Source organism: Selenomonas sp. F0473 (genome assembly GCF_000315545.1).
In the GTDB taxonomy this organism is placed as follows: domain Bacteria; phylum Bacillota; class Negativicutes; order Selenomonadales; family Selenomonadaceae; genus Centipeda.
This window is the reverse complement of sequence record NZ_JH992902.1, coordinates 221,888-237,842: the sequence shown is the minus strand read 5'-3', so window position 1 is coordinate 237,842 and position 15,955 is coordinate 221,888. Positions and strand designations below refer to the sequence as shown.

Here is a 15,955-nt window from a genome sequence, read left to right as displayed (position 1 = left end):
AATGATAATATTGCATGTCAGCCGACAAAATAATTGATACGTTTTGCCCCTAAATTATAGCATATGGTTGCCCCCGTAGCAATGTGAAGAACAGCATAGTGACGGACTTTTCTCAAAACAAAAACCTCCCGATACAGTTTTTTGCCGTATACGGGAGGTCATTTGACAAGATATTAAGCGCGTGCTCCTTTGACTGCTGCAAACCCCTTCTCCGCGGCCGCAATTGTACGGTCGATATCCGCGTCCGTATGCGCCCCCGACATGAAGATCGTCTCGAACTGGGACGGCGCGAGGTAAATCCCCTCGTCCAGCATCGTCTCGAACCAGATACGGAAGGCCTCTTGGTCGGCCGCGACGGCATCCTCGTAGTTATAGACCTCACGATCCGTAAAGAAGATGCCGAACATCGATCCCGCCTGATGCGCGCAAATAGGAACGTCGTATTCTTTGGCGATGCGCTGCCAGCCGAGCAGAAGGTTCTTTGTCTTGAGCGTCAGCTCTCTGCTGTAGTCTGCCGCCCCATCCTCCGGCTCCGCCGTGATGATCTTGAGCGTCTCGATGCCCGCCGTCATGGCGAGCGGGTTGCCCGAAAGCGTGCCCGCCTGATAGACGGGACCTGCGGGCGAGATGCGCTCCATGATGTCGCGGCGCCCGCCGTAGGCCGCGACGGGAAGTCCGCCGCCGATGATCTTGCCGAGACAGGTGAGATCGGGACGGATGCCGTACGCCGCCTGTGCGCCGCCGAGCGACGCGCGGAACCCGCACATGACCTCATCGAAGATGAGCAGCGCACCGCAGCGCTCCGTCAGTGCCCGCAGGAGAGGGAGATAGCCCTGCCGCGGGAGAACGAGTCCCATGTTGCCCGCCACGGGCTCGACGATAACGGCGGCAATCGTATCGCCCTCGCGCTCCATGACGGAGCGAATCGCCTCTTTATCGTTGTAAGGTACGGCGATTGTGTCTGCCGCCGTACCGGGCGTCACGCCCGGCGAACTCGGCACACCGAAGGTCGCCATACCGGAGCCGGCGCTCACAAGCAGGCTGTCGCTGTGTCCGTGATAGCAGCCGACGAACTTGACGATTTTGTTCCGCTCCGTATAACCGCGTGCGAGACGCAGGGCGCTCATCGTTGCCTCGGTTCCCGAGTTTACCATGCGGATGACTTCAATCGACGGATAGACGGTCTGCACAAGCTGCGCCAGTTCCGTTTCGGCGAGGGTCGGCGCACCGTAGCTCGTGCCGCGTGCCGCCGCCTCCTGCAGCGCTCGAATCACCTGCGGGTGTGCGTGTCCGACAATCATCGGCCCCCACGAACCGACGTAGTCGATGTACTCGTTCCCATCGATGTCGTAGATTTTATCTCCTTCCGCGCGCGCGATAAAGAGCGGATTCCCGCCCACATTCGCAAAGGAGCGGACGGGGCTGTTCACCCCGCCCGGCATATATCGTTTCGCCTCGTCAAAGGCCGCTTTGGACCGGTTCGTGTTCCGCATCGTCGGCTTCCTCCTCACGCATTGAGCCATGCCGCCGCGTCGAGCGCATGGTAGGTGATGATGATCTTCGCTCCCGCACGTTTCATACTCGTCAGCGTTTCCAGCACAATCTTCCGCTCGTCGATCCAGCCGTTTGCGGCGGCGGCTTTCACCATCGCATACTCGCCGCTGACGTTATAGACCGCAATCGGACGCTCTGTTGCCTCGTAGACCCTGCGCACAACATCGAGATAGGCGAGCGCGGGCTTTACCATGATAATGTCCGCCCCCTCGTCGCAGTCGAGCCGGGCCTCTTTCAGCGCCTCGCGCACATTCGCCGTATCCATCTGGTACTGTTTGCGGTCGCCGAAGGACGGCGCGCTGTCGACGGCGTCGCGGAAGGGGCCGTAGTAGCCGGAGGCATATTTCACCGCATAACTCATGATGCTCGTATTGATAAAGCCCTCGGCATCGAGCCCCGCACGGATGGCCGCAACGCGCCCGTCCATCATATCGGACGGCGCCACGATATCCGCTCCCGCCCGCGCCTGACTGACCGCCGTTTGAACGAGATGCGGCAGCGTCGCGTCATTGTCCACATATTGGCCGTTCAGTTCGCCGCAGTGCCCGTGGCTCGTGTACTGGCAGAGGCAGACATCGCCCACAACGAGAAGTTCCGGAACCGCTTCCTTGATTGCCGTAATCGCCCGCTGTACGGGGCTTGTCACATCCCATGCGCCCGACCCAATCTCGTCCTTATAGGCGGGCAGCCCGAACACCTCCACGGCGGGAATCCCGCGTGCGGCGACTTCACGTGCGAGCGCCGCCACATTGTCCACAGAGTAGTGGAAACAGTTCGGCATGCTCGGAATCTCTTCCTTGATATGCTCCCCCGGAACGACAAAAATCGGGTAGACGAAATCGCGCGGTGAGAGCTCCGTCTCACGCACGAGGTCACGCATGCCGGCAGATATGCGCAGGCGCCGCGGCCGCTGAATCATATGCATTGCACATACTCCTTTATACACGATACGAGGCCGTCAATCGTATATTCCTCCGCCACAATATCGGGCGCAAGCGCAAACGAACGCGCGGTGTCCGCCGTCACGGGTCCGATACAGGCAATCTTCGTCTGCTGCAGCGGCGTGATGTTGCCGAGCAGCTTGACGAGGTTCTTCACCGTGGAGGAACTTGTAAACGTCACGATATCGATATCTCCGCGCATCATGCGTTCGGCCAGTTCCGCGCCGCTCTCCGTCTCCGGAACGGTCTCATAGACGGCCACTACATCCACCGTCGCGCCATGCGCGCGCAGCGTATCGGGGAGCACGTCCCGCGCCTCCTGCGCGCGCGGCAGGAGAATGCGCGCACGCGGCGGCAGGATGGGGCGCAGCGCCTCAGCCACAGCCTCGGCACGAAACTCCTCGGGAATGAGGTCGGCGGTGATGCCGAACGAGCGCAGCGCCTCAGCCGTCGCGGAGCCGATTGCGGCGACTTTGGCATAGCCGAGCGCGCGCGTATCCTTCCCCGCCGCGCGCAGACGCGCGAAGAAATGCTCCACACCGTTGACGCTCGTAAAAATCAGCCAGTGATACGCATTGAGCTCCGCAATCGCTCCATCGAGCGCCGCATAACCGTCCGCAGGCGGCGCGATACGGATGACGGGCGCCTCGATGCAGGCGGCGCCGAGCGCCGTGAGTTTCTCCGTGAGCGCCGACGCCTGCGCGCGCGCGCGCGTCACGAGAATCCGCTTGCCGAAGAGCGGGCGCGTGGCGGGACGGTCAAACCAGCGCAAGTGCTCACGCAATTTCACCACATTGCCCACAATGAAGATCGCGGGCGGGCGGATGCCCTCGCGGCGCAGTGTCTCCGCCGCGTCGCCCACCGTCGTGACGTAGGTCTCCTGCTCCGGATGCGTCCCCCAGCGAATGATGGCCGCGGGCGTCTCGGCGGGACGTCCGTTCTCAATCAGGTTTTTGGTAATCTCTGGGATATTGGCAACGCCCATGAGAAAGACGAGCGTATCCACCCCCGTTGCCAGGTGCTGCCAGCGAATGCTGGACTGCGCCTTCCTCGGGTCCTCGTGCCCCGTAACGACCGCAAACGACACTGCGACGCCGCGGTGCGTGACAGGGATGCCCGCATAGGCGGGCACACTGACCGCCGAGGTCACGCCGGGCAATACCTCAAAGGGAATGCCGCGCTCCATCAGGAGGAGCGCCTCTTCGCCCCCGCGGCCAAAGACAAACGGGTCGCCGCCCTTGAGGCGGACGACCGTCTTTCCCTCGGCCGCTTTCTCGGCGAGAAGCACATTGATATCCTCTTGGCGCATCGTGTGCTTGCAGGACTGCTTTCCGACATAAATGCGCTCTGCGTCCGCGGACGCATAAGAAAGAATTCCCTCATCGGCGAGGTGGTCGTAGACGACGACATCCGCGCGTTTCATACACGCCATCGCGCCGACGGTCAAAAGACGTGGATCCCCGGGGCCCGCGCCGACAAGGAAAACTGTTCCGTTCATACGATAATTCCTATCTCTTTCAAAATCTCACGTCCGCCCGCATCGAGCAGTTCCTCTGCAAGAGAGACGCCAATCTGAGCCGCCTGTTCCGCCCGCCCCGACGCGCGGGAACGGCAGACGCGCATCCCGTCCACGGAGGCAATCATGGCATCCACATGCAGCATATTTCCCTCTCCCATCTCGGCGTAAACGCCGACGGGAATCTGACAGCCCCCCTCGACGCGGCTGAGGAAGGCGCGCTCCGCTGCGGCTGCCGCCGTCATATTCGCATCGCGCAGAAAGTCGATGGCGGCGAGAATCTCCGTATCGCCCGCGCGGCACTCAATGGCAAGCGCCCCCTGACCCACGGCGGGCAGCATCATCGCGCGCGGCAGCACCGAGCGGATGCGGTCGCCGAGCCCCAGCCGCCGCAGTCCCGCCGCGGCAAGCACGACGGCGTCAAATTCGCCCGCATCGAGCTTTTCAAGACGCGTATTCACGTTCCCACGGAGGTCGCGCAGCGTCAGGTCGGGGCGCACGGCGAGGATCTGCGCGCGTCGGCGCAGACTCGACGTCCCTACCGCCGCACCCGCGGGGAGCTCCTCTATCGCACCGTAGCGATTGCTGACAAAGGCGTCGCCGGCATCAAGCCGCTCCGTAATCGCGCCGATGACGAGCCCCGCGGGCAGCTCCGTCGGCATATCCTTCAGGCTGTGCACCGCAAGATCGATCTCGCCCGCAAGCATCGCCTGTTCAAGTTCCTTTGTAAAGAGTCCCTTGCCGCCGATTTTCGCGAGCGGCGCGTCGAGGATTTTATCCCCCTTCGTCGTCATTTTTTTCAACACGACCGCAAGAGAGGGATGATGTCGGCGCAGCTCTCCCGCAATGTGCTCCGCCTGCCACAGCGCGAGCTTACTTGCCCGCGTACCGATAGTGATTGTGCCGCTGCTCACTTGTCCCCGTCTCTCCTATCGCATCCAGTTTAAAGAGCGACCTCATCGCCGCAATGTAAAACGCCTCGTCTGCGGTACCCGCCGATGCCCGCAGTTTCATCATCGGGATCCGCAGGATCTTGCGCACAATCATACGGCTCATATGATCGACCTGCCGCTCCTCTTCCTCCGAAAGATCCGGAAGTTTGGCGCTCACACGCTTGATTTCGCGCTCTCGAATCCGCTCACAGCGCCTCGATAGGAGCGCCATCAGCGGCTGAAAGGAAAGATATTTAAACCGCTCCAGAAGAGACGCGACCTCCTCCCGCACAATGCGCTCCGCCTTGACGGCCTCCGTTTGACGCTCGCTCAGGTGCTCGTCGACCACAGCCTCGAGCGCATCGATATTGTAGAGCTCCACACCCTTGATGCTCGTCACATCAGGATCCACATCGCGCGGCACCGCAATATCGATGAAGAAGATTTTCTTCCCATGCCGGCGCGCCATCAGACGGCGCGCCTCCCATGCCTTGACGACATAATGCGGCGCTCCGGTCGAAGTGACGATAACATCGACGCCGACGGCACATTCCATCGCGCGGTCAAAGGGAATCGCCGTGCCCCCGATGCGCTCGGCAAGCCGCGCGGCACGGTCAAGGTGGCGATTTGCCACATAAATCGTCTCAATCCCATGTGCGCGCAGATGCTCCGCCGTCAGCTCCGCCATCTTGCCCGCGCCGAAAATCAGCGCGCTACACCCGCCGAGCCCTCCGAGCGATGATGCCGCCAGCTCCACCGCCGTGTAACTGACCGATACGGAGCGGTATGCGATGCGTGTCTCCGTACGCACACGCTTTCCCGTCGCAATCGCCCGATGAAAGAGGAGATTGAGCACCGTACTCGTCGCCCCCGCCTCGCGCGCGACGGCGTAGGCCTCTTTGACCTGCGAGAGAATCTGCCCTTCGCCTAGGACGAGAGAATCGAGACTCGACGCCACGCGGAAAAGATGCGTCACCGCGGCCTCGTCCGTATAGGTATATAGATATTCGTCCAGACTCTCCCCGCCCTGCGTCAAATCGCTCAGGAACTGCCGCAGCGCCTCGGCGCCGCGCGTATGATCCTCCACGGCGGCATAGAACTCCGTCCGATTGCAGGTAGAGAGCACAACCAGACCGTTCAGCCCGTCGTACTCTCCCAAATTCACAAGTCCCGAGCGCAGATCTTCGCGCGAGAACGAAACGCGCTCGCGCACCTCTACAGGCGCCGTTCTATGATTAAGCCCTAATGTCAAGAGCCGCATGTCGTAACTCAGCCTCCGCTTTCTCCAACTCTCCGTCTCGAACCATCGACAAAATATCGGCCCCCAACGCAACGCGCCAAAATTCTGTGCGCGCCCTGCTCGTCGGAAGTGCCTTCCGCATCTCCGCACGCAGTACGGCGACACGTTCCATCCATATCTCAAAAGAAGGCGGATAGAATTGCTCAAGCTCCATCCGTATCGCCCGCGCGAGCGCAGGACTGCCGCCGCCCGTTGAGGCGGTCAGCAAAAGATCGCCGCGCCGCAGTGTCGCCGGCACTTGAAAATCCGAACGCGCCGCATCGTCGATCACGTTGACAAGCGCGCCGATTTCCTCCGCCTCTGCGGCGACCGCGGCGTTGACCGCAGGCGCATCAGTCGCGGCATAGACGAGAAACGCGCCCGTCAGCATCCCGTGCGCATATCTCTCACATTGCCAAACGATACGCCCCGCCTCCGCGAGGACGCGCAGCCCCGCCGTCGCCTCCGGCGCAATCATCGATATGAAAGGTCCCGCATCCGCCGCAAGAATCCCTCGTACCTTGCGCTCCGCCACCGTTCCGCCGCCGACGACAACGATGCGCCGCCCCGTTAGATCAATATTCAGCGGATACAGCAAGACGCTCCCTCCCATATAAAATATGAATGATGTTCATATTCACATATTATACCGCAAAAGTCGGCAAAAAAAAAGAGCAGAAGACACAAACTCTGCTCTTTATAGTAATTATCAACAAGCCATATCTAAGATATTTATTTCCATATTTCATTGTCAAAGCATGTCAGCTGCGAATGATCCGTCATATCCACACCGAGCGGCGTCACCGCGATATACCCGTGCTCCACCGTATGGATGTCCGTTCCTTCCCCTTTGTCCGTATCGGATATCTCTCCCGCGACCTTATAATGAACGCGCCCGTTCTCCTCGATGCGTTCGAAAGCATTGACGTAGTCGCGGCCGCCCTGTCGGCAGAACATGAATTGCGGCGTATCGTCCGCTAACCGCTGCGGGAAGTTGATATTAAGCAGGAACGGCTGATCGTACGCCGTTAAGATTTTCTCCATAAACGGCTCGAAATATGCCGCCGCCTCCGCAAAGGAGATAGCGCTTCCCTCGGGCAGGGAAAGCGCAAACGACGGAATCCCGTGAAAGATCCCCTCGAACGCGGCGCCGACTGTCCCCGAATAGATCACATCCGTCCCCAGATTCGCTCCGTGATTGATCCCCGAGAGCACGACGTCCGGCTGTTCCTCCGCAACCGCGTCGAGATAGAGCTTGGCGCAGTCGGCGGGCGTTCCATCGATGGCCCATGCCTCTATGTCATGCGCCGGATCAAACGTCTCGTCCGCACGCACCTCAATCGCACTTCCGATCGTAAGCGCATGCGACGTGCCGCTCTGCTGGTGCATCGGCGCGGCAACTGTCACACGGTGCCGCGCGGAAAGGCTGCGCGCAAGCGTCCGCAGGCCCTCCGCCGCCACGCCGTCGTCGTTGAGGATCAAAATCTTCACAAAGGTCCCTCCAAACAAGATCACAATATACGAAAAGCAGGTTGGCGATACCAACCTGCTTCTCTCTAAAACCGCCGCGGCGGATACCATACATGGTGACCCACCACGGAATCGAACCGTGAACCTACTGATTAAGAGTCAGTTGCTCTGCCAGTTGAGCTAGTGAGTCTTGGCTTACACGCAGGGCTATTATAGTGCAGGCATGCGCGGCATGTCAAGTCTTATTGCCACGGAATCGTATCGACGATGGCCTGTACCGCCTCGACGGAGACGGGTTCCTCAAACGAGATGGAAAAGGTATATCCATTGCGTGCCCAGAGGGCGAGGCTGACGCGTTTCTCCGTTCCTTTGACGCGGATGTACTGGCGGCCGACCTGGACGACTTTATTCACCTCGTAGACATTGTTGTTGCCGCTGATGTCGGAATCCCCCTTCGCCATCCGGAAGAGAATCTCCTTGCCGGCCTCATTGCGGTAGAATATCTCGGCGAGCCGATTGTCGATGACGATAATGTCCTTCTGCACATAGCCGACGGGCAGGAGGGTCGGCGTATAGACGGGCAGTCCGACCACCGCCCACGCATCCCGTACGCTCGCGTATTCGACGAGCGGCGACGGCGCTGCCTGCACATGTCCGTCCCCTCCAAAGAAGAGTGCGGCGGCAAGGCCTGTCAGCAGGACGCGCTTCACATGATATTTTTTCATTGCGTTCCTCATTTCTTCCGAAACTCCGCCCGTTTCTTCCGGGCGTTCATGAGCATCTCGCGCGCGTTTGCGAGCGCCGCCTCGGTCACATCGTCCCCCGAGGCCATGCGCGCAATCTCGCGCGTCCGCTCCTCCTCGCCGAGGGAATCCACCTGCGTGACGGTTGCATCGCCCTTGACCGACTTCGAGATATAGAGGTGCTCGTCCGCCATGCAGGCGATCTGCGGCAGATGCGTGATGCAGAGCACCTGCTTGTACCGCGCGACGTAGGCAATGCGTTCGGCAACCATCTGAGCTGTCCGCCCGCCGATGCCCGCGTCAATCTCGTCAAAGACCATGCTCGCGCCGGAGGTATCGCGCGCGGCGACAATCGCCTTGATCGCAAGCGCGATACGCGAAAGTTCACCGCCCGAAGCAACTTTTTCGAGCGGCTTTTCCTCTTCGCCGACATTGGCGGAAAAGAGCATGCGGAGGCTGTCGGCTCCGCCGTTCGTATACTGATCCTCTGGTGTGACGACGATTTGAAACCGCGCTTTGCTCATGCCGAGGCTTTGCAGTTCCCGCGCAATATCGGCAGAGAGACGCGCACCGACCTCCTGCCGCCGCGCGGTTAATTCCGCCGCACGTTCGGCGAGACGCTTTTCAAGCGCGGCAATTTCCTTTTCGAGCTGCGCCATATCGACATCGTAATTGTCGGCCGCCTCCAGTTCCGCACGCACTGATGCGAGCCGTGCCAAAACGGCGGCAACAGTGCCGCCGTATTTCTTTTTAAGACGCTCGATCACATCCATACGCATCTGTATGCGGTCCAGCCGTGCGGGATCCGCGTCGAGGCTCTCGCAGTAGTCGCGCACCTCATAGGACGCCTCCCGCAGGGAGATATAGGCCTCCTCGATCATGCTCTGCGCATTCGATAGGCTGTCGTCGTACCGCGCAATCTCGTCGAGGTCGCGGCGTACCTGCGCGAGTGCGGTCAGAACAGCCATGCCCGCAGTCCCGTCCTCACTGAGCCGCGCCGTCGCCTCGGCCGCATACTCCACAAGCTTTTCGGTGTGCGAGAGGCGCCGTATCTCCATTTCGAGTTCCTCGTCCTCTCCCTCGCACAGCTCGGCCTCTGCAATCTCACGCTCCTGCCAGCGCAGCATATCGATCCGCTCGCCGATTTCCCGTACCTTATCCGCACGGTCTGCACGCAGCGCACGCTTTTCCTTCCACGCGTGATATACGCTGCGGTATGCCTGCAGACATTCGGCAAGCGCGGCGTCGCCGTCTTCCAGCAAATGTCGCTGACTGTCTTCCCGCAGCAATGCGAGATTTTCGTTCTGCCCGTGAATATCCATGAGATAGGGCGCGATGCTGCGCAGGAAAGACACCGTCACATGGCTTCCGCCCACGAGGACCGAACTCTTCCCGTTTCCGGAAACTTTACGCAGAATGATGAGATCGTCATCCTCACAGTCGATCTCCTGTGCTTTGAGCAGGGAAAGAAGTTCTTCCGCCGCATCGTCGAGTGAAAAAACGGCTTCCACACGGAGAGCGTCGGAGCCGCTGCGAATGGCATCCGTCGACATGCGCTGTCCAAGGACCGCGCCGAGCGCGTCGATGAGGATCGATTTCCCCGCACCGGTCTCGCCCGTCAGGATATTGAGTCCGGCACCGAACTCTACGGCGACCTCTTCAAGAAGCGCAAAATTCCATACGCGAAGGCTTTTCAGCAAAACGCTTCCTCCCTTCAGCGGAGCAGGTCTTGAATGCGTCGGGCAATGATTTCCGCCGCCTCTTTGGGCTTTACGAGAACGAATATACTGTCGTCCCCCGCGACGGTGCCGATCGTTTCGCTCCAATCCACAGCGTCAAGCGCCGACGCGACCGTATTCGCGCCCCCCGGCACAGTTTTCACAAGAACGATATTTTCACTGAAATCACAACGCACGACGTTGTCCTTGAACAACCGCTTCATGCGTGCCTCTGAGAACTGCACGCGCTCCTGCGGCGATACGGCGTAGCGATAGCGTCCGCCGCCGGCAGGAACTTTGATCAGGAAGAGTTCCTTGATATCGCGCGAGATCGTCGCCTGTGTCACGCGGACATTCCGGGCGAGGAGCGCTTCGGCAAGTGCTTCCTGGGTCTCTATGATCTCTTCCTCGATGATTTTTTTGATGAGGTCTTGGCGCCGACGTTTCATGCCGATCTCTCCTAGCAATTTCTCCACAGCTTTGTGCGCAGCGTTTGGTAGTAATCCCTGTCCTCGAACTTGATGAGCCTTGCCCGCAGGTCGGAACATTTGACCGTCACCGTATCATCCGGAAGCACGGGAAATGTCTCCTGTCCGTCCAGCGTCACAATGATGCTCTGCCGCATATCGACGAGATGAATGTGCACGACGTCCTCCTCGCGAACGATGAGCGGCCGGATGTTGAGGGTGTGCGCGCAGATCGGTGTCAGCAGGTAGCCCTTCACCATCGGATTCATGATCGGACCGCCCGCGGAGAGCGAATAAGCGGTCGATCCCGTCGGCGATGCGACAATGAAACCGTCCGCCTTGCACTCAAGCAACGGCGTATCGTTGACCGCAAGGCCGAGGGCGATGATGCGCGCGACATCGCCCTTCATCACGACGATATCGTTGACGGCATGGCCGAGGAACTGCTCCGCGCCGTCGGGTTTGGTCACATAACCGGCAAGGAGCGGACGCTGCTCCACATGATAGTCCCCGTTACAGAGCTTTTGCAGCCGCCTCTCAAGCTCATCCCGCTCGATATCCGCCATGAACCCGAGCGTTCCCATATTAATGCCGCAGACCGGCACCGGGTTCTCCGCATAACGCCGGCAAACGCCCATGAGCGTCCCGTCGCCGCCGAGGCTGAGGGCAAAATCTGCGGGAATACGCTCGATATCGTCAACGCCGCAGTCCGGCATCTCAAATTCCAGCGCCCGCTCCCGCGGCATAATCACCCGTATATCTCGATCGGAAAAGAAGCCGCGGATACGCCGTAATATCCCGTGTGTCTCAGGTTTGATTAAATTCGGAAAGACTGCGACCGTCAACATAAAACTATCAGCACCTTCATCTATCCAGCGTACTGTGTGCCTCTGCCACCATATCGTGTACAAACGCCCCATCGATCTCCATCCCTCTGCCGGCCTCCGTACGGAGGTACAGGAGATATTCGATATTTCCCTTGGGTCCTTTCACCGGCGAATAGGTCAGACCCGCGGGAATAAAGCCGAACTGTTCCGCCGCTGCCAAAACACTCCGGATCACATCCTCGTGCACGGCGGGATCGCGGACGACGCCGTTCTTGCCGACGCGTTCCTTCCCCGCTTCAAACTGCGGCTTAATGAGAGCGATCACTTCTCCGCCGCTGCGGAGAAGGTCCTTTACGACGGGCAGCACCTTGCCGAGCGAGATGAACGCCACGTCGATCGAGGCAAAATCGAGTTGCACCCCGAGCATCTCCGCCGTAACATGGCGGATATTCGTGCGCTCCATATTGACGACGCGCGCATCCGTGCGCAGCTTCCAATCGAGCTGACCATAGCCGACGTCGACCGCATAAACCTTTGCGGCGCCGTTTTGCAGCATGCAGTCCGTGAACCCGCCCGTCGAAGCGCCGATATCCGCCGCGGTCTTTCCCGTCAGCACGACGCCGAACGAAGTCATGCCTTTCTCGAGTTTAAGACCGCCGCGGCTGACATAGGGCAAATCTTCACCGATAATGCGCAGCTGCGCCGCGGGATCCACCGCGGCCCCCGCCTTGTCCACGCGCCGCTCATCTACGAGCACCTGTCCCGCCATAACGATCCTTTTGGCGCGCTCTCGGCTGGAGGCCAGCCCGCGCTCCACGAGCAGGATATCCAAACGCTCTTTTTTCAAAAATCTCTCCTACTGCTTCCGATGTACGAGATAGGTCACAAGTTCCCGCAGGAAGGCGGCCTCTTCGCCAAAAATGTCGAGTGCCGCGACGGCATCGTCCGCCGTGCGCTGCGCAAGCTCCCGCGCCTCTCGGAGCGAGGTCAGCGTCACGTAGGTGGACTTGCGGTTCTTCTCATCGCTGCCGACGGGCTTGCCGATATCCTCCGCATTGCCGACGACATCCAAGATATCGTCCGTAATCTGGAAGGCGAGACCGAAGTGATCCGCATATGCCGTAAGAGCCGCAAGCTGTTCCTCAGAGGCACCCGCGAGGACGGCGCCGCTGCGCAGCGCCGCGCGAAAGAGCGCCCCCGTCTTCCCCATGTGGATGCGCCGCAGTTCTTCCAGAGAGATACGACGGTTCTCCGCCTCAAGATCGAGCACCTGACCGCCGACCATGCCTTCGGCACCCGCCGCACGGCTAATCTCATCTACGACGCGGAGATGACGATCCACAGGCACGCCCCGCTGGCGCAGAATCACGGTAAAAGCGAGCGTCAGGAGCGCGTCTCCCGCAAGGATGGCGATCCCGTCGCCGTAGATCTTGTGATTTGTAAGTTTGCCGCGGCGGTAGTCGTCGTTGTCCATCGCGGGCAGGTCGTCGTGAATAAGCGAATAGGTATGGATCATCTCCAATGCGCACGCCGCCGTGATGAATTTCATCCCATCCGCGCCCACGGCATCCGCCGCCGCCATCAAGAGAATCGGACGCAGGCGTTTTCCTCCTGCCATCAGGCTGTAGGCCATCGATGCACGGAGTTTGCGGTCCAAAACATCGGTATGGTCGAGTTCCGCCTCCAGCGCCCGGTCCACCAGTACCCGTCGGTCGCGCCAAAGGTCCTTCATGTCAGCCCTCAATTTGAAGCTCCTCTTCTTTCGCGCCGTCCGCCGTATCCGTCACAAGCAGATCCATCGTCTCCTCCGCGCGCTTTAAAGATTTTACGCAAAAATCGGACAGCTGAACGCCCTCCGAATACTTCGTCATAAGATCTGCAAGCGGCATCTGCCCCGCCTCAATTTCCGCGACGATCTCCTCCAACCGGGACAGGGCCTCTTCAAAGGTCTGTTCTTTCTTACGCGCCATGCTGTTCCTCCTTTAACCGATCCGCGACGACCGCGGCGACTTTCCCGTCCGCAAAGGTGATCCGGAGCCGATCCCCGCAGGTGAGTTCTTTTGCTCTGCACACCGTGCGGCCGCCCTTCTCCACAATGCTGAATCCCCGATATAAGAGACGTACGGGGTTCAGCAGTTCCAGGCGCTTGATTGCAAGCTCCAGCTTATGCCGTTCCTCGTTCCGTCTGCGCTCTGCCGCACTATGCAGACGCCGTTCCGTCCGATCCGTGCGCTGCATGTAACTTGCAATGAGCATCTTCGGATTTCTGCGCCAAGGGCGCTCCGTCAGCGCCTCTAAACGCATACGGCACTCCGCCGTCCGTCTCCTGCGCGCGGCATTGAGACGCGTGTCGAGCGACACAAGGAATTGGCGCATCTCCGTACTGTCGGGGACGGCAAGTTCCGCCGCCTGCGAGGGAGTTGCCGCCCGCCGATCGCTGACAAAGTCCGCAAGCGTTGTGTCCGTCTCATGCCCGACTGCAGAGATCACGGGAATCCGCGACGCATAGATGGCGCGTACGACGGGTTCTTCGTTGAATGCCCAAAGATCTTCCGCAGAGCCGCCGCCGCGGCCGACAATCAGAACATCGACAGGGTATTTTTCGTTGAAGAATCCTATCGCCGCGGCAATTTGCTCCGCAGCTTCCGCTCCCTGTACGAGGACGGGATGCAGTACCAACTGTATACTCGGCCATCTGCGTTTCGACACCTTATAAATATCCCGCAGGACGGCTCCCGCCCGCGAGGTAACAATGCCGATGCGCCGTGGAAAACGCGGCAGCGGCCGCTTATGAGCCTCGTCAAACAGCCCCTCATTGAACAGCTTTTCTTTCAGCTGCTCAAAGGAAAGCGCGAGCGCGCCCGCCCCCTCGACGGTCATCGTATTCACATACAGCTGATAGGCGCCGTCCCTCTCATAGACGGAGACGCTGCCGCCGGCGACGATCTGCATGCCGTTCTCCGGCGTGAAGCGCAGACTGCGGGCATACCCGTTGAACATAACGCATTTCATGCTTGCGCCGGCATCTTTCAATGTGAAATAACAATGCCCCGACGGATACCGTTTAAAGTTGGAGAGTTCTCCCCGTATCAGAATATCCGAAAGGATTGCCTCCCCCTCGAACATGCTCTTAATATAACGCGTTACGTCGCTGACACTATGAACTGCCATAACTACCTTCTATGCGTATACTTGATAAAAAAAGACCCGGTGCGCGAAAAATATCGCGCAACGGATTTTCTTCAAGACAGAGACTTTTGCATCGCGGACAAGATACCGTTTACATAACGGCCCGCATCTTCCGAACCGTATTTTTTCGCAAGCTCTACGGCTTCGTTGATCGCCGTTCCGGGATCGATGCGCTCTTCCTGGTAATACATTTCGTAGAACGCCATGCGGATCAGATTGCGGTCGACCCCCGCCATGCGCTCAAGCTTCCACTCTTTCGCAGATCGCTCAATTGCGGCGTCAATATCGGCGCGCGCGGCACACGTTCCGGCGACGAGCCCCCGCGCATAGGGAAGATCTTTTTTTTTCAGATCTCCTACCGTATCGACGGCAAGTTCGCTCACATCGCGCGGCATGTCTCCGTCCGCAGCAAAATCCATCTGAAACAGGGTCAAAAGAGCCGCTTCACGCGCATTCCTGCGGCTCATCTGATCCTCCGAAACAAGCGCTGCATAAAGGCGCTTTCCATCATATCCGCACGCATCCCCGCCCAGGTGCCTCTGCGCTCGATCCATCGACCGATACACATGCCGAGGAGCGCACAGGCAATAAAGAATACCGTCCGCCAAAATCCAAAGACGAGCACGGCAATGCCAAAGGCTGCTCCGAGCAGGAGCCCCATTGAACGCCCGCGGTTATTCTGCCATTCTTCCTGCAGGAAACGGATGATTTGTTCTTTCATATCCATCACCTACTATACAACGCGCTTTTTCGACTGCGCCGTGACATTGGAAACGCCGGTCACCCGAATTGCAACGGGAACGCCCTCGATACCGAGCAGATTCAAGAGATCCTGGCGGATGCGCTCCGTTAGCTGCGCCGAAACCGCCGAGAGATGTGCCTGCGCGGCAAGAACCAGCTTCAGTTCGACCTGAAGCGGAACGGTCCCCTCGGTTTGCCGTGCTGGAACGGACACATGGGCGGACGCCTCACGTACGCCGGAAACGCCGAGCGCCACACGCTCGACAATGCCGCGGATGGCGGAAAGCTCCACCTGCACCGCACCCGCGGGCGTATCGATCACCATGATCTCGCCGTGTGCTCTTCCGCCATGGGAACGTACGGCAAACACCGCAAAGAATAACTTGAGCCCAAGCAGAAATACGACGATGCAGACCGCCAAAAATTCTTCACGGGACAACGCGTAGTGCAGTTCGTTAAGCCAAATACTCTCCGGGATCAACTGGAGTGCCGCAGCGGCTGCCACAACTGCAAGCGCCATTGTGAGCAGAGTAAGCGGCAGCAGCAGCAAGCGATTCAATATCCCCATCGTTCAGTGC

The 15,955-nt window shown here is 59.7% G+C and carries 18 protein-coding genes and 1 tRNA gene; all 19 read right to left on the bottom strand.

Features of this window, described 5'->3' with window-relative positions:
- Positions 1-173: 173 nt before the first annotated feature.
- Positions 174-1,493, bottom strand: coding sequence for a glutamate-1-semialdehyde 2,1-aminomutase (gene hemL, locus HMPREF9161_RS01140; RefSeq protein ID WP_009727834.1), 1,320 nt, complete (start codon positions 1,491-1,493; stop codon positions 174-176).
- Positions 1,494-1,507: 14 nt separating this feature from the next.
- On the bottom strand, positions 1,508-2,479 hold the full coding sequence (gene hemB / locus HMPREF9161_RS01135; protein WP_009727833.1) for a porphobilinogen synthase: 972 nt from the start codon (positions 2,477-2,479) through the stop codon (positions 1,508-1,510).
- On the bottom strand, positions 2,470-3,993 hold the full coding sequence (gene cobA, locus HMPREF9161_RS01130; protein WP_009727832.1) for a uroporphyrinogen-III C-methyltransferase: 1,524 nt from the start codon (positions 3,991-3,993) through the stop codon (positions 2,470-2,472). The genes hemB and cobA overlap by 10 nt, the downstream gene beginning before the upstream one ends.
- Positions 3,990-4,925 (bottom strand): hydroxymethylbilane synthase, encoded by a 936-nt coding sequence (gene hemC / locus HMPREF9161_RS01125; RefSeq protein ID WP_009727831.1) that lies wholly within the window; start codon positions 4,923-4,925, stop codon positions 3,990-3,992. The genes cobA and hemC overlap by 4 nt, the downstream gene beginning before the upstream one ends.
- Complete coding sequence (hemA, locus tag HMPREF9161_RS01120) at positions 4,885-6,204, bottom strand: glutamyl-tRNA reductase (protein WP_009727830.1); 1,320 nt, start codon at positions 6,202-6,204, stop codon at positions 4,885-4,887. The genes hemC and hemA overlap by 41 nt, the downstream gene beginning before the upstream one ends.
- A complete protein-coding gene (locus tag HMPREF9161_RS01115; protein WP_009727829.1) occupies positions 6,179-6,820 on the bottom strand; it encodes a bifunctional precorrin-2 dehydrogenase/sirohydrochlorin ferrochelatase in 642 nt (213 codons plus the stop codon). The genes hemA and HMPREF9161_RS01115 overlap by 26 nt, the downstream gene beginning before the upstream one ends.
- Positions 6,821-6,954: 134 nt before the next feature.
- Positions 6,955-7,713: a 5'/3'-nucleotidase SurE gene (gene surE, locus HMPREF9161_RS01110; protein WP_009727828.1), complete on the bottom strand. Its 759-nt coding sequence runs from the start codon at positions 7,711-7,713 to the stop codon at positions 6,955-6,957.
- Positions 7,714-7,806: 93 nt separating this feature from the next.
- Positions 7,807-7,882: transfer RNA gene (locus HMPREF9161_RS01105), tRNA-Lys, on the bottom strand.
- A gap of 52 nt (positions 7,883-7,934) precedes the next feature.
- The gene (locus HMPREF9161_RS01100; protein WP_009727827.1) at positions 7,935-8,417 is read right to left on the bottom strand and encodes a DUF4367 domain-containing protein; all 483 of its coding nucleotides are present in this window, start codon (positions 8,415-8,417) and stop codon (positions 7,935-7,937) included.
- A gap of 8 nt (positions 8,418-8,425) precedes the next feature.
- Complete coding sequence (gene recN, locus HMPREF9161_RS01095) at positions 8,426-10,135, bottom strand: DNA repair protein RecN (RefSeq protein ID WP_009727826.1); 1,710 nt, start codon at positions 10,133-10,135, stop codon at positions 8,426-8,428.
- A gap of 14 nt (positions 10,136-10,149) precedes the next feature.
- On the bottom strand, positions 10,150-10,602 hold the full coding sequence (gene argR, locus HMPREF9161_RS01090) for an arginine repressor (RefSeq protein WP_009727825.1): 453 nt from the start codon (positions 10,600-10,602) through the stop codon (positions 10,150-10,152).
- Between the two features lie 11 nt (positions 10,603-10,613).
- Positions 10,614-11,468, bottom strand: coding sequence for an NAD(+)/NADH kinase (locus HMPREF9161_RS01085; RefSeq protein ID WP_009727824.1), 855 nt, complete (start codon positions 11,466-11,468; stop codon positions 10,614-10,616).
- Positions 11,469-11,484: 16 nt separating this feature from the next.
- Positions 11,485-12,294, bottom strand: coding sequence for a TlyA family RNA methyltransferase (locus HMPREF9161_RS01080; RefSeq protein WP_009727823.1), 810 nt, complete (start codon positions 12,292-12,294; stop codon positions 11,485-11,487).
- A 9-nt stretch (positions 12,295-12,303) separates the two neighbouring features.
- Positions 12,304-13,179: a polyprenyl synthetase family protein gene (locus HMPREF9161_RS01075; RefSeq protein ID WP_009727822.1), complete on the bottom strand. Its 876-nt coding sequence runs from the start codon at positions 13,177-13,179 to the stop codon at positions 12,304-12,306.
- 1 nt (position 13,180) lies between these two features.
- Positions 13,181-13,417: an exodeoxyribonuclease VII small subunit gene (xseB, locus tag HMPREF9161_RS01070; RefSeq protein WP_009727821.1), complete on the bottom strand. Its 237-nt coding sequence runs from the start codon at positions 13,415-13,417 to the stop codon at positions 13,181-13,183.
- Positions 13,407-14,618 carry an exodeoxyribonuclease VII large subunit gene (gene xseA, locus HMPREF9161_RS01065; RefSeq protein WP_009727820.1) on the bottom strand — a complete coding sequence of 404 codons (1,212 nt, stop codon included), beginning with the start codon at positions 14,616-14,618 and terminating at the stop codon, positions 13,407-13,409. Before xseA ends, xseB begins: the two co-directional genes overlap by 11 nt.
- 71 nt (positions 14,619-14,689) lie before the next feature.
- A complete protein-coding gene (gene nusB, locus HMPREF9161_RS01060) occupies positions 14,690-15,103 on the bottom strand; it encodes a transcription antitermination factor NusB (RefSeq protein WP_009727819.1) in 414 nt (137 codons plus the stop codon).
- On the bottom strand, positions 15,100-15,357 hold the full coding sequence (locus HMPREF9161_RS01055) for a DUF2273 domain-containing protein (protein ID WP_009727818.1): 258 nt from the start codon (positions 15,355-15,357) through the stop codon (positions 15,100-15,102). The genes nusB and HMPREF9161_RS01055 overlap by 4 nt, the downstream gene beginning before the upstream one ends.
- Positions 15,358-15,369: 12 nt before the next feature.
- On the bottom strand, positions 15,370-15,945 hold the full coding sequence (gene amaP / locus HMPREF9161_RS01050) for an alkaline shock response membrane anchor protein AmaP (RefSeq protein ID WP_009727817.1): 576 nt from the start codon (positions 15,943-15,945) through the stop codon (positions 15,370-15,372).
- Positions 15,946-15,955: the final 10 nt, after the last annotated feature.